This window comes from Roseomonas haemaphysalidis, assembly GCF_017355405.1.
Taxonomy (GTDB): Bacteria; Pseudomonadota; Alphaproteobacteria; order Acetobacterales; family Acetobacteraceae; genus Pseudoroseomonas; species Pseudoroseomonas haemaphysalidis.
In genome coordinates this window covers 163,363-176,657 of sequence record NZ_CP061179.1, presented here as the reverse complement: position 1 = coordinate 176,657, position 13,295 = coordinate 163,363, and the positions used below count along the sequence as shown (strand labels likewise).

The window sequence follows — 13,295 nt, the reverse complement described above, 5'->3', positions numbered from 1 at the left end:
GATCAGAGTTTCGACAGGTCGGGGAAGGGGCGCACCGGGTCGCTGCCGTCCCAGCCTTCGGAAGCCTCGCGGATCAAGCGGAACATCTCACCCTTGGGCCCCGCTACCTCGGACAGTTCGATCACGGTGCCCGGGTGGTACTCGGTATCGAAATACACGAAGCGTCCGCGCGTGCCGACCTCGCCGCTCATCACCGGCTCGAAGCCCTCGGCGGTCAGACGGGCAAGGTCGGCGTCGTAGTCGCTGGTCCAGTAGGCGACGTGCTGCAGCCCGCTGCGCCCGGCATCGGTGAAGTCCTTGTACATGGACGGCACCGCGTTGCGGCACTGGATCAGCTCCACCTGAAGCGCACCGGAATTGGCCAGGGCGACCGAGTTGTGCGGCACGTGGCTTTCACCCCGGTAGCGATAGTTCTCGATAGGCACGCGCGGATTGTAGAAGAAGGGACCGACGCCCAGCTCGCGGGTCCAGTAGTCCATGGCGGCCTCGATGTCGGGCACCACGTAGCCAAGCTGGCGGATCTCGCCGAAGAAGCGGCTCATCGTTCGTGTCTCGCTTGCGGAAGGGGGAGCGGCTTAGAGGAAGCCGATGGAAAACCAGGGAACGGCGGCGACCAGCACCAGCCCGACCAGCAGCGCGGCCATGTAGCCCCAGATGTAGCGGAGCCCCTCGTCCGGGTTGACCTTGCTGGTGGCGCAGGCGCCGTAGTAGCCAACCCCGAAGGGCGGCGCGAAAAGCCCGATGCCCATCGCGAAGATCACCACCATCGCATAGTGCACCTCGTGCACCCCCGCCGCCTTGGCCAGCGGAAAGACCAAAGGGCCGAACAGCACGATGGCGGGGATGCCTTCCAGCACCGACCCCAGGACGATGAAGGCGACGATGGACACCGCCAGGAAGCCGTAGGTGCCGCCGGGAATGGCGCCCATCAGGCGTGCCAAGCTTTGGCTGAAGCCGGACTGCGTCAGGCCCCAGGCCATGGCGGTCGCGCAGCCGATGATGAAGATGATGGCGCCCGTCAGCGCCGCGGTATCCGCCAGCATGGGGCCGAGGCGCCGCCAGTCAAACTGCCGGTACACGAACAGCCCCATCAGCGTGGCATAGCCGATGCCGATGGTGGAAACCTCGGTCGCCGTCGCGATGCCTTCCACCACCGCCGCGCGGATGATGAAGGGCAGCGCGATGGCGGGCAGCGCCACGATGGCCAGCCGCCCCACCTGCGGCCAGGAGGGGCGCGCGACGTGGCTGAGGTCCTCGTGCCGGTAGCGGCGCCACACCACGAAGCAAAGGCAGGCACCCAGCACCAGCGCCGGCACCATCCCGCCGGTGAACAGCGCCGCGATGGAGATGCCGGTGACCGAGCCGATGGTGATCAGCACGATGGATGGCGGGATGGTCTCGGTCTGCGCGCCGGTGGCCGAAAGCAGTGCCACCAGGTCACCCGGCTTGGCGCCGCGCGCCTTCATCTCGGGGAACAGCACGGGGGCGATCGCCGCCATGTCGGCGATCTTGGAGCCGGAAATACCGGATACCAGGTACATCGCGCCGATCAGCACGTAGGACAGCCCGCCGCGCACATGGCCGAGCAGGCCAGCCAGCACGCCGATCATGGCGCGCGCCATGCCCGTCATTTCGATCAGCGCGCCGAGGAACACGAACAGCGGCACCGCCAGGAGGATGAGGTGCGACATCCCTTCGTCCAGCCGCCCCACCACCACCAGCAGCGGTGTCGAGGTGGTGCAGGCGAGATAGGCAAAGGTAGCGAGCGCGAAGGAAAAGGCGATGGGCACGCCGGCGAAGACGTTCACCGCCACCAGCCCCACGAAGAAAATCAGCAGGTTGATCTGGCCGAGCGGCCGCAACGTCGGCCCCAGCAGCCAGAAGGCCAGCACCGTGCCCGCCGTCAGCGCCAGCGCCAGCAGCACGGCCAGCGGCTGGCCCAGGCGCAGCAGCCGCACCAGCCCCACCGGGATCATCAGCGCGAGGCCCACCGGCAGTGCCGCGGCGCGCCAGGCGTTGCTGATTTCCAGCGCCGGCGTGACGATGAAGGACTCCTCGCTTGCGTATTCCATCGCGTGGTGCAGCACCAGCAGCACGAAGGCGAGCGAGGCGGTCAGCGCCAGCGCTTCCAGCACCGCGCGGGTGCGTGGCCCGACGCGGCTGACCAGCCCGGTCATCCGCATGTGCTCGCCCCGCCGCAGCGCCACCACGGCGCCCAGCATGGACAGCCACAGGAACAGGATGGACGCCAGCTCGTCGGTCCAGATGATCGGCGCGTGGAACACGTAGCGCGCGGTGACGCCGGTGCCGAGGATCAGGATCTCGGCCAGCACCAGCGCCGCGGCGGTGGCTTCCAGCACGCCGCCAAGCACGCGGTCAAAGCCGAAGGCGGCGCGCGCGAGCATGCCGCCGGGCAGCGCCACGGGATCGAGGGCGGTGAGCTGGCCGGCCATGCGCGCGGTCCTCAGGCCAGCTTGCCGACGGCGGTTTCGAGCAGGCCCCAGGCCTCGTCGCCGAAGCGCGTCTTCCATTCGCCATAGAAGCCAGCGGCGCGCAGCTTGGCGCGGAAGCTGTCCGGGTCCGTGCGGTTGAAGGCGAGCCCCTTGGACTGAAGGTCCGCCTGCACGGTCGCGTTCAGGCCCGCGATGTCGCCGCGCTGGGCAAGACCTGCCTCGTTGATGGCATTGGAGACGATCGACTGCAGGTCCGCCGGCACGCCGCGCCACACGCGGCCGCTGGCGATGAACCAATAGCCATCCCAGATGTGATTGGTCAGCGCGCAGCTCTTCTGCACCTCGTAGAGCTTGGCGACCTGGATGATCGGCAGCGGGTTTTCCTGCGCGTCGACGATCTTGGTCTGGAGCGCGGAATAGACCTCGCTGAACTGCAGGCTGGCCGGCGAGGCGCCCAGGCCGCGGAACATCGAGATGGACAGCGGCGAGACCGGCACGCGGATCTTCAGCCCGTCCATGGCGGCGGCACCGTCGATGGCGCGGCCGCTGGTGGTCATCTGGCGGAAGCCATTGTCCCACATCTTCTCGAAGGCATGCAGGTTGACCTTGCTGATCGCCTGGCGCACCGCGGCACCGACGCCGCCATCCATCGCCTTCCAGACCTGGTCATAATCCGCGAAGGCGAAGCCCACCGCGTTGATGGCGGCGACCGGCACCAGCGTGGCGATGACCAGCGCCGAGGGCGTGAAGAAGGTGATGCCGCCGCTGCGCACCTGCGACAGCATGTCGGTATCGCCGCCGAGCTGGTTGTTGGGAAAGATCTTGATGTCCACGCGGCCGTTGGATTCGCGCGCGATGCGCTCCACCGCCTCCTGCGCGCGGATGTGCAGAGGGTGGGTGACGGGCAGGTTGTGCCCGTACTTCCAGTCGAACTCCGCAGCACGTGCGATGCGCGGCGCGGCGAGCAGGGCGGCCGGAAGGCCGGCGGCAAGGCCGAATGCGGCACGGCGCGTCATGGTGGTCATGGCTTCGATCCCCTCCCTCGATTTTTTGATGGATTCTGATGTGTTTTGAGGTTCGGCTACGCTATATGCATCAAACATCGAGCGTCAAACCCGATTTCTGATGGATTCTGATGGACAAGCCTCTAGCGCGTTCGCGCGTGCCCGATGTGGCCCGCGCGGCTGGCGTATCGACCGCGACGGTGGACCGCGTGCTGCACGGCCGCGCCGGGGTGCGCGCGGTGACGGTGGAGCGCGTGGTGCGCGCTGCAGCGGCGCTCGGCTACATTCTGGACAGCGGCCCCTACATCGCGAAGACGCGGCGCCCGCAGCGCCTGGTGTTCCTGTTGCCGGAAGGCTCCAACCGCTTTCTGGCGATGCTCGGACAGCTGGTCGCGGAAACGCGGGCGCGGTTCGAGGCCTTCGGCTTCACGGCGCGGGTGGAGTTCATCCGGTCCTTCAACCCGGCGCTGCTGGCACGCGCCCTGCGCGATGCGGGGCGCGAGGCCGAGGGCGTAGCCTTCATGGCGTTGGAACACCCTGCCGTGCGCGAGGCCGTGGACGCTCTGGCAGAAGCCGGCATCCCGACGGTGACGCTGATCTCCGACATCGCGAACACCCGGCGGGCGGCCTATGTGGGGCTCGACAATCGTTCCACCGGGCGTACCGCGGGCTACATGATGGCGCGGTTCATCGGGCCGCGCCCCGCCAAGGTGGCGATGATTGCCGGCAGCCTGAGCTACCGGGCGCATGAGGAGCGGGAGATGGGGTTCCTGCACCTGTTCGCCGAATTGTTCCCGGCCGTGGAGGTGCTCGGTGTGCGGGAAGGGCATGACGACGAAGCGGAGAATTACCGGCAGGCCAAGGCGCTGCTGGCCCGTCACCCTGACCTGGCGGGCCTTTATAATATCGGTGGTGCATCGGCCGGCATCGCGCGCGCGCTGCGAGAGGCCCGGAAGGAGCAGGAGATCGTGTTCATCGGCCACGGCCTGACGTCGGACACCAGGGCGCTGCTGATCGACGGGACGATGGACGTCGTGATCACGCAGAACCCGCGGGCGCTCTTGATGGACTGCGCGGCGATCTTCGACAACCTCCGCGCCGGATTGCCGACGGAGCAGAACGTCGGCCGGCCGGTCGGCGAGATCCTGCTGCGGGAGAACCTGCCTTAGCGCCGGGCCCCGCAGCTTCGGTTGCGTTGGTCAAGAAGGTTGGACATCGCGGCCACGCCGCCGAGAAACCCGGCAGGGTTGATCGAAGCCGGCGATTTCGTTCGTCGTACCATTACCCTTAGCCAGGATGGCCCTGGACGTCCCTTATGCCTGGCATTTCCCTGGTCTGGCTCAGGCCAGAGCCACAATGATGGCCTGTGCGCCGGGCCCTTCACACTCGGCCGAAGCGGGGTCAGGCCGATTGTGCTACAGTTCTATGGCAAAAGGGACCTCGATATGATGGCGGCACGATCTGTCCGAACGGCTTTGTGTGGTATGCTGCTCCTCGCCGGCTGCGCGGCACCCTCATCGGACGCCCCCCTGCAAAGCCGCGCCGCTCCGCTCGAACAGGCGCCCGCACCTGCTACGCCCTTGGACGGATGGTACGAAGGGCGGCAGCTGCCGGTCGGGCAGACCGCACTGTGCCGGGGTCAGGAGAAAAAAGTCTGGTTCAGGGTGCACGGGCAAGAGATCGAGATGTACGCCTCGCGGCACCGCCGGTCGGCGGTACGGCACATCCTGCTGGACGGGTCCGTGGCCGCCGACGGCAGGGTGGTGCTGCGGCCGCAGGCCCTTGACAGGTCAGCCTCGGGGTTGATCCGCGGCGACCAGCTGATGGCCGCCGATATTCCGCCGGAGATGGATGTGGTGCGCCGCCATTCCTGCACCTACCGGTATGAGGCGACGCGCCAGCAGGCAGAATGAGACCGCCGCCACCCAAGCCGTTCGCGCTGAAATCATTGATCCGATGCTGATCCCCCCGCAAAACACCACGCAGCCCGCATCCCGTGGGGGCGCCGCCAAACAGACCGTCTTCCGCCGCATGCTCCGCAACGCTGGCACGCTGATGGGCGGCAAGGTCGCCATGGGGTTGCTGAACCTTGCCGCCACAGGCATCGCTCTCCGCTCGCTCGGCGCCGAGGTCTTTGGCACGCTGATCCTGATCCATACCTTCGCGCAGGCTACGGCGGCCTTCACCAAGTTCCAGTCCTGGCAGGCGGTGCTGCGCTTCGGCGCGGCCAGCCTCGAACAGCAGCGGAGGCCGGAGTTCCGCGCGCTGGTGCGCTTCACCGTTTGGCTGGATGCCGGCGCTGGTCTTTTTGGAATCGTGCTGTGCGGCGCTCTGGCCTTTCTGTTCGGGCGTTTCTTTGACATCCCACCGGGCCTGGCGCTGGTAGCCACGGCCTACGCCACCTCGACCGCCTTCATGGTGATGGCGACACCGACCGGGCTGCTGCGGTTGTTCGACAGGTTTGACGTACTGGCCACCCGGGACACGCTTGGTGCCCTGTTCCGGCTGGCGGGCGCGTCGCTCGGCGCGTTGCTGGGCTGGGGCGTCAACGGCTTCCTGGCCGTCTGGTACCTGGCCACGGTGCTGGGTGGCCTGTCGCTGGCTTATGCGGCGTATCGCGAACTGGGCCGCCGGGGTCTTCTAGGTGATGCCGGCGACAAGGCGCCGCTGCCGTCGGTCACGGCCGCCCATCCCGGGCTGTGGTCGTTTGTCTGGTCCACCAACCTGACCACGACCTTGTCCCTGGTATCGGGGCATCTGGGCACGCTCAGCGTCGGGCTGATGCTGGGCCCGGCGGAGGCCGCGCTGTTCGCCATTGCTCTGCAGGTCGGGGATGCCGCCCTGAAGCCCAGCCGCTTCCTCAGCCCCGCCATCTATCCGGAGCTCGCGCGCCTTGCCGCAGTCCGTGACAAGACGGCGATCGCGGCGCTGCTGCGCCGGGTGCTGCTGGTGTCGACGGCAGGCTCGGTGCTCATCCTCGGGGCGTTGGCGCTGCTGGGCTCGCCATTGCTGCAGCTGATCGGCGGCGCGCAGGCATTGCCGGCCTTTCCGGTCATGCTGATGCTGGCCGGCGCCTCGGCCATCGGCTTCGCGTCCTTCGCGCTTGAACCACTGTTGATCTCAACCGGGCGGCAGAAGGCGGCGCTCGGGGCGCGGCTGCTGGCGGCCCTGTTGTACATCCCCGTGGCGCTGGCCACGATCTCCGCCTACGGCCTTCCAGGCGCGGGCCTGGCCGCCATCTTCACGGCGATCGTGATCTCCGCCGCACAGGCCCGGTCAGCCTCCGACATCTTCGCCTGACGCATGGCGGAACCCCGATGGTAAACCGCAACGACGCTACCATTTGATTAAAACTTCTTTATGACCTAACGCCAGATCTCAGCAGCTTTCCCGGAGACCCCGTTTGCAACAGGACGAAATCCATCAGCAGGTGGTGGCGGCCATCCAGTCTGTCATAGGCCCCGAGCACCGCATCACCGCGGAAACCAACATCCTCCGTGATCTCAGCCTCGATTCCGTCGCCGTGATGGACGTCATCCTACATATCGAGACGCAGTTCGATACCATGATCCCGATGAACCAATTCGCTGAAATTCAGACGGTTGGCGACCTGACCCAGGTCATCATCGCTTCCAAGAAGATCGCCTAACATGCTGGCCAAGTACCGTGAGCTGCGCAATGCTCGCGCCGGCGTGATGCAGTTGGGGCAGGACCCCTTCGGCGTGGTGTTCGACCGCATCCTGTCCGCGACCGAGGCGACGCTGGACGGCAACCGGGTGGTGCTGTTGGGCACCAACAACTACCTGGGGCTGACCTTCGACCAGAGCTGCATGGACGCGGCCGCCCGCGCGGTGCGCGAGGAAGGCACCGGCACCACCGGCTCGCGCATCGCCAACGGCTCCTATGGCGGCCACGCGGCGCTGGAAGCGCGGCTGGCGGGCTTCCTGAAGCGCCGGCACGCCATGGTCTTTTCCACCGGCTACCAGGCGAACCTGGGCGCGCTGGCGGGGCTCGCCGGGCCGCAGGATCACCTGCTGCTGGACGCCGACTCGCACGCCAGCATCTACGACGGCGCACGGATGGCGGGCGCCCAGGTGACCCGCTTCCGCCACAACGACCCCGAGGACCTGCGCCGCCGCCTGCGCCACCTGGCGGACCAGCCGGGCGAGAAGCTCGTGGTGGTCGAGGGTGTCTACAGCATGCTGGGCGACGTCGCGCCGCTGCGCGACATCGCCGCCGTCAAGCGCGAAGCCGGCGCCTGGCTGATGGTGGACGAGGCGCATTCGCTGGGCGTGCTGGGCGAGGCGGGGCGTGGCCTGGCGGAGGCCCACGGCGTCGAGCCGGACGTGGACTATGTGGTCGGCACTTTCAGCAAGAGCCTCGGCGCCGTGGGTGGCTTTCTGGCCTCGGACGCCGAGGACTTCGATCTGCTGCGGCTCGCCTCCCGCCCCTACATGTTCACCGCCTCGCTGCCGCCTTCCGTGATCGCTTCGGTCACGCAGGCGATCACGGTGCTGGAAACCCAGCCGCTGCTGCGGGGCCGGCTGCACCGCAACGTCGCGCGGTTCCATGCCGGGCTGGCCGCGGCCGGGCTGAGCACCGGGCCGTCCGCCAGCCCCGTGGCCTCGATCCGCTGCCCGGACCAGGGCACGGCGATCGTGTTCTGGAACCGGCTGCTTGCCGCGGGCATCTACGTCAACCTGGCCATTGGCTCGGCGACGCCGGGCGGTAAGCCGCTGCTGCGGACCAGCATCTGCGCCGAGCACACGCCGGAGCAGATCGACCACGCGGTCGTGACCATCCGCGAGATCGCCGCCTCGCTGGGGTTCTTCCAGACGGTGGACGCGGCCGAGTAGCGGCGACTACCGCACCAGCCCCTGCCGCCGCAGCCGCCACAGCAGCAAGGGTGCTGCCAGCACCGGGTGGCGCCGCTGCCACGGCGTGAGCGGCAGCGGCTGGCCGGTGTGGCGCTGGATCTTCCAGGCCAGGTAGTCGGCGCCCCCCTCAAAGGTGAAGGCCGCCTTCACCAGCCGGGCCACGTTCAGCGCCTTGCCGAAGCGCCGCCGCCAGCGCCAGCCCCGCTCCGCCCGGCCCGGCGGCGGCGGGGCGCCTGGCAGCCCCTGCGCCGCCAGGGCGAAGGGCAGACCGCCATCGAACCAGTCCGGCGCCGCGTCAAGGATCGTCACCGCCCGGCTGCCGCGCTCGGTCCGCAACTCGGCGCCGTAGGTGCGGGCGAACAGCCCCTGCCACCGTTCGGCGGGGGTGGCCCCGGGCGGGCCGAGCCAGACGGCCCAGAGCGCCGCAGTCGCGAAAGCCTGCGCGCAGCTTTGCGCCACCCAGGCCGCTTCCGCCTCGCCCCGGGCATGCAGCAGGGTGACCGGCTGGCAGAAACGGGCCCAGATGGTGGTGTCCCAACTTCCCGGCCGCAGCCGCCGGGCGAACTGCCGGCGGGACAGCACGGCGACCTTGGCCCGCACCGCGCCGAGGCCCTCCACCTCCGCCGTCCTCAGCAGCACCGTCGGCGGCAGGGCGGCGTTCAGCAGGGAAGGCAGCCAGCGCCGGTGGAAGCGACGGTGATCGTCATACAACACATAAAGGTCCAGCAGCCCGTCCGCCTCGCCGGTGCGGCGGGCCGACCCGTAGAACAGGATGGCGGCGATCGCATCGCCATGCTCCAGCCGCAGCCGGTCGCTCAGGGCCAGCGCCGCCCGCATGGCGGGGGACGCCGGGCGCGGCACCGCCATGCCGGCCGCCGCCCTGGCTTCCAGCGCCTGCCAGCCGTCCCGCGGCGTCATGCGGACACGAAGACGAGGGGAGTGGAGGGGCGCAGCCGCACGCCGGCGGGCCCGGGGTCGAACAGCTCGCCGTCCAGCACGAAAGGCTCGTCGAGCGACAGGTCCAGCGCGTCCGCGCGGCCGCTGTGCCAGCCAGGAAGGCCGGGTGGCCGGCGCCGCAGCAACGACCACAGCCCGCCCAGCAGACGCGGCGGCGGTGCCGCGACGTCGAGCCAGCGCAGTGCCCCGGCGCCGTCGCCCCAGAAGGGCCAAAGGCCGAACATCAGCCGGTCCAGCGTGGTGGCGAGCAGGATGAAGCGGGGCGCCTCCACGCCGGCAGCGCCGTCCACCGCCACTCGCATCGGCGTGCCCTGCCGCAGGGCCCGCGCCTGGGGGCCACGCCCGGACAGGGTCTGCACCGCCGTCAGCAGCGCCGTCGCGCCGACGGCGGCGTTGTCCTTCAGGCCGCGCTGGCGGGGGGCGCCATTGGCCATGCGCGTCGCGTGCACGAAGCCCGCCGCGCCGAACAACAGGCCACGCAGGGGGGCCTCGCCCAGGCCCGCGCGGTGGACCTCCAGCACCGGGCGCAACTCGCGCCGCAGCCGGCCGGCCGCGGCGGCGTCCCGCAACGCCTGCAGCGCCGCCGGGCCCTTGCCGCGCTGGCCCAGGGTGCGCGCCAGCAGGTTGGTGCGGCCGGCGGCCAGCGGCGCCAGGGCCGGCGGCGGTCCGGGCCAGGCCTCCGGCAAGGCGCCGAGCACTTCCCGCAAGGTGCCGTCGCCGCCATTGACCACCAGCAGCGTCACGCCTTGGGCTGCGAAGTCGGCCAGCGTGGCGCGCAACGCGGCGCGGTCGGGCGGCAGGGCGTGCGGCAGGCCGGCGTCGGCGCCGTCCAGCCCGGCCACGCCGTCCAGGTGCCCCCGGCTGCGCGGGTTGCTGATGATTCCAAGGCGCTGCAAGGCGGGCTTAGCCGTCCAGCCAGGAGCGCAGCGGCCCGTGCCGGCGGGCCAGCGCCGCCTGCAGCGTGACGAACAGCTGCTCCACGCAGCCGAAGGCGGTCCAGGCCGCGACGGCCAGGATGCCCAGGTCCGGGCGGCCGCAGAGGGTCGCGATGGTCAGCATCACCAAATTGGGGTTGCGCCGGGCGATGACCTGGCGGAACAGGCTGTCGAACCGCCGCCAGATGTGGATCTGCATCTTGAAGGCAATGATGAACAGGCCTTCCTGCAGCCGCTGCAGCACGTAGCCACCGAAGATCACCACCCCCGCGGCCACCGGGTAGTCCAGCGGCAGCCCGACCGCGCCGCAGCCGGCGATCCAGGCCAGCCACCAGAAGGGCGGGTGGATCATGTCGATCAGGTGGTCGAACCAGTTGCCGAACTTGGTGGAGGTCAGGGTGACGCGCGCCAGCTTGCCGTCCACCGTGTCCAGAAAGGTCATCACCCAGGCGGCGGCGAGGCCGGGCCAGAACTGCCCTTGCGAGAACCACCACAGCGCCAGGAACACCATCACCAGGCTGAGGGCGGTGACCATGTTGGGCGTGATGCCCAGCGCCGCGCAGGCGCGCGTCACCGCGAAGGCCGGGCGTGGCCAGACGTGCTTGGTCACGAAGTCGGTCACGCCCTTGTAGGCGCCGCCGAACATCCGCCATTCCACGGCGCGGCGGCTGGCGGCCGTCAACTCCAGCACATAGGGCGTGCCGCGCTTGCGCAGCGCCTGGTTGTAGGCGCCCACCAGCTCGGCCGGCGTCGCGGCGGTCAGGCCGGGCGGCAACGCGCCGCCCTGGGTCAGGGCGGCGGTGGCAGCGTCCCGTGCCGCCGCGTCCGCCCCGGCCGGCAGGTGCAGGGCCACGGGCAGGCGGTCCTCGGCGCGCAGCAGCGCCGTGCCCGGACTGCGCGCTAGCTGCGCGATCACGGCGGCGTCGAAGACGTGGTCGGCCCGCAGCAACAGCAGTCCCTGACCGCCGGGTGCTCCGGGGCCGGACCATTCCGCCACGCCGGCGCGCTGCAGCGCGCGCCGCAGCAGGGCGGAGGAGGGCATGCTCCAGATCGGAACCGGCCCTTCGCCCATCAGCACGGCGGCGGGCAGGGGGGCCGGGCCGGTGATAGAAGCGGTGCTTGCCGGGGTATCCGCAGCCGCTAGTGTCGCCCCCGCATGACGTTCGTCCTGGCCCATCTCTCCGATCTCCACCTGCCGCCCGATGACACGCCGACGATCCGGCAGCTCTTTGGCAAGCGCTTGCTGTCCTACATGGCGTGGCGGCGCAAGCGTGGCATTCGCCAGGGTGACATTCCGCCCGCGCTTCTGGCAGCGGATCTGGCCGCTTTCGCACCGGACATGCTGGCACTGACCGGCGACCTGACGAACTTCGCGCTGCCGGGCGAATTCGCCGCCGCCGCCGGCTTCCTGCGAAGCCTGGGCCGGACCGAGGACGTGATGGTCATCCCCGGCAATCATGACGCGCTGGTGGCGGTGCCGCCGGCGGACGGCCTCGGGCAATGGATGCCCTGGATGCGCGACGACGCCGGGGCGGCCGGTTTTCCCGTTGTCCGCCAGCGGGGCGGCGTCGCGCTGGTCGGGCTGGGTTCAGCGGTGGTGACGCCGCCGGGCTGGGCGGCCGGCCGGCTTGGTCCGGCACAGCTCGACCGGCTGGAAACGCTGTTGCGCCGGCTGGGCGAGGACGGGCTGTTCCGCGTCGTGCTGATCCATCACCCGCCGCATGGCGAGGGCCGGCGGCGCGGCTTGCAGGACCGCACGGCGCTGCTCCGGGTGCTGGCGGCGGCGGGCGCCGAGTTGTTGTTGCACGGCCACAGCCACCGGCCGGGCCTGACGGTGCTGCCCGGCCCCGGGGGGCGCGGCTTGGCGGCGGTGGGCGTGCCGCCGGCGCTGGCCGGGGGCGGGCGGCGGCACCCGGCGCGATGGCACCGCTACGCCATCGCGCCCGCGCCGGGGGGCTGGGTGGTGGAAACGCTGGTGCGCGGCTGGCAGCCAGAGGCCCGCTGCTTCGCGACGCTGGGCCGCTGGCGGCTGCCGGTCAGTAGCGCAGCAGCACCGGCACCACGCCGCCAGCCTGCTCCACCCTGAACCGCACCGCCTCGAAGGAGGGCGCACCGAACCGGCCCTGGGCGTCGTTGGAGAAGCCGTAGCCCTCCTGCGGCATGCCGATCACCGACAGGTTGAAGTCGTGGTCGTTGTTTTCGTCGTGGTAGATCGCGACCGCGTAGATGCCGGGGGCAGACACGGAAAAGCAGGCTTCCGCCTTGCCGCCGGGCTGCACCGGCACACGCTGCCGCGCCAGCTTGCCACCAGAGGCCAGAAAGCGCGCGGGGTCGCTGCCATACAGGGTCACGGTCATGTTACCCTGCGTGCTGCGGGCCCCGTGCACGCGGACCTGGATCTGCGGCGCGCCTGCCGGGCCCGCGGCACAGGCCGTCGCGGTCACCGGGGTCGCCGCCCCGGCCGGCGATGCCAGCGCCAGCAGCGGCAGCAGCGGCAGCAGCGGCAGCAGGACCATGGTGGCCCGCCGCCCCTCGTCACCCACCGCGGGAGAAGCTAAGAGCTTCCATCGTTCCGACAGATATTCGAGACCCTGCATGACAAGCGCGACGTTGAGCAAATTCGGATATCCTTCAAACCTGGTCGGCCAGACCGAGCATTGGACCGTGCTGCTGCGGCCCGAGCAACCGACCCTGGGCAGCTTGGTGCTGATCTGCCGCGAGCCGGTGACAGCCTTCGGCGCGGCCAGCCCCGCGGCCTTTGCCGGGCTCGCGACCGTCGTGGCGCGGATCGAAGCCACGCTCGGGCGCTTCGTGCAATACGAGAAAATCAACTATCTGATGCTGATGATGCTCGATCCGGACGTGCATTTCCATGTGATCCCCCGCTATGCGGGCAGCCGCAGCCAGGCCGGCGTGATGGTCGAGGACCACGGCTGGCCGGCGGCGCCCGCGCTGGGCCAGGCGGTCACCCCCGATGCCGCGCAGCAGGCCCAGTTGGTCGCGGCATTGCGGGCGCTCTGGGACGGACAGTCCAGCTGAGCCCGGACAGCACCGCCGCCGCCACGGTCC

Annotated in this window: 14 protein-coding genes; 7 read left to right on the top strand and 7 right to left on the bottom strand. The window is 70.0% G+C overall.

What is annotated here, in order from left to right; genetic code table 11:
* Positions 1-2: 2 nt before the first annotated feature.
* From IAI59_RS20455 to IAI59_RS20445, 3 genes are read right to left on the bottom strand one after another with little or no spacing between them, the layout of a single operon-like run.
* Positions 3-542 (bottom strand): VOC family protein, encoded by a 540-nt coding sequence (locus IAI59_RS20455; protein WP_207415421.1) that lies wholly within the window; start codon positions 540-542, stop codon positions 3-5.
* A 33-nt stretch (positions 543-575) separates the two neighbouring features.
* On the bottom strand, positions 576-2,453 hold the full coding sequence (locus IAI59_RS20450) for a TRAP transporter large permease (protein ID WP_207415422.1): 1,878 nt from the start codon (positions 2,451-2,453) through the stop codon (positions 576-578).
* Positions 2,454-2,464: 11 nt separating this feature from the next.
* Positions 2,465-3,478 carry a TRAP transporter substrate-binding protein gene (locus IAI59_RS20445; RefSeq protein WP_207415423.1) on the bottom strand — a complete coding sequence of 338 codons (1,014 nt, stop codon included), beginning with the start codon at positions 3,476-3,478 and terminating at the stop codon, positions 2,465-2,467.
* Between the two features lie 110 nt (positions 3,479-3,588).
* Here IAI59_RS20445 and IAI59_RS20440 point away from each other — a divergent pair, with 110 nt between their 5' ends.
* The 5 genes from IAI59_RS20440 to spt all read left to right on the top strand — a co-directional run bounded on the left by IAI59_RS20440 (position 3,589) and on the right by spt (position 8,313).
* The gene (locus IAI59_RS20440; protein WP_207415424.1) at positions 3,589-4,626 is read left to right on the top strand and encodes a LacI family DNA-binding transcriptional regulator; all 1,038 of its coding nucleotides are present in this window, start codon (positions 3,589-3,591) and stop codon (positions 4,624-4,626) included.
* A gap of 315 nt (positions 4,627-4,941) precedes the next feature.
* Entirely contained in the window at positions 4,942-5,370 is a 429-nt protein-coding gene (locus tag IAI59_RS20435; RefSeq protein ID WP_207415425.1) for a hypothetical protein, read from the top strand.
* Entirely contained in the window at positions 5,342-6,757 is a 1,416-nt protein-coding gene (locus IAI59_RS20430; protein ID WP_207443937.1) for a lipopolysaccharide biosynthesis protein, read from the top strand. Before IAI59_RS20435 ends, IAI59_RS20430 begins: the two co-directional genes overlap by 29 nt.
* Positions 6,758-6,860: 103 nt before the next feature.
* Positions 6,861-7,106: an acyl carrier protein gene (locus tag IAI59_RS20425; RefSeq protein WP_207415427.1), complete on the top strand. Its 246-nt coding sequence runs from the start codon at positions 6,861-6,863 to the stop codon at positions 7,104-7,106.
* Between the two features lies 1 nt (position 7,107).
* Complete coding sequence (gene spt / locus IAI59_RS20420) at positions 7,108-8,313, top strand: serine palmitoyltransferase (protein ID WP_207415428.1); 1,206 nt, start codon at positions 7,108-7,110, stop codon at positions 8,311-8,313.
* Positions 8,314-8,319: 6 nt separating this feature from the next.
* Here spt and IAI59_RS20415 read toward each other — a convergent pair whose 3' ends face one another.
* The 3 genes from IAI59_RS20415 to IAI59_RS20405 are packed head-to-tail and all read right to left on the bottom strand — an operon-like array spanning position 8,320 to position 11,268.
* A complete protein-coding gene (locus IAI59_RS20415) occupies positions 8,320-9,252 on the bottom strand; it encodes a hypothetical protein (protein WP_207415429.1) in 933 nt (310 codons plus the stop codon).
* Positions 9,249-10,187, bottom strand: a complete 939-nt coding sequence (locus IAI59_RS20410) for a diacylglycerol kinase family protein (protein WP_207415430.1) — start codon at positions 10,185-10,187, stop codon at positions 9,249-9,251. The genes IAI59_RS20415 and IAI59_RS20410 overlap by 4 nt, the downstream gene beginning before the upstream one ends.
* Before the next feature lie 7 nt (positions 10,188-10,194).
* Positions 10,195-11,268, bottom strand: a complete 1,074-nt coding sequence (locus IAI59_RS20405) for a CDP-alcohol phosphatidyltransferase family protein (RefSeq protein ID WP_237180383.1) — start codon at positions 11,266-11,268, stop codon at positions 10,195-10,197.
* Positions 11,269-11,382: 114 nt separating this feature from the next.
* Here IAI59_RS20405 and IAI59_RS20400 point away from each other — a divergent pair, with 114 nt between their 5' ends.
* A complete protein-coding gene (locus tag IAI59_RS20400) occupies positions 11,383-12,312 on the top strand; it encodes a metallophosphoesterase family protein (protein WP_207415431.1) in 930 nt (309 codons plus the stop codon).
* Here the strand turns inward: IAI59_RS20400 and IAI59_RS20395 are convergent.
* Positions 12,263-12,823: a DUF2141 domain-containing protein gene (locus IAI59_RS20395; RefSeq protein ID WP_207443933.1), complete on the bottom strand. Its 561-nt coding sequence runs from the start codon at positions 12,821-12,823 to the stop codon at positions 12,263-12,265. The two genes, IAI59_RS20400 and IAI59_RS20395, sit on opposite strands and share 50 nt — an antisense overlap.
* On the opposite strand from IAI59_RS20395, the gene IAI59_RS20390 reads away from it, so the two are divergent.
* Positions 12,822-13,265, top strand: a complete 444-nt coding sequence (locus IAI59_RS20390; protein ID WP_207415433.1) for an HIT family protein — start codon at positions 12,822-12,824, stop codon at positions 13,263-13,265. The genes IAI59_RS20395 and IAI59_RS20390 overlap by 2 nt on opposite strands.
* The last annotated feature ends 30 nt before the right edge of the window (positions 13,266-13,295 follow it).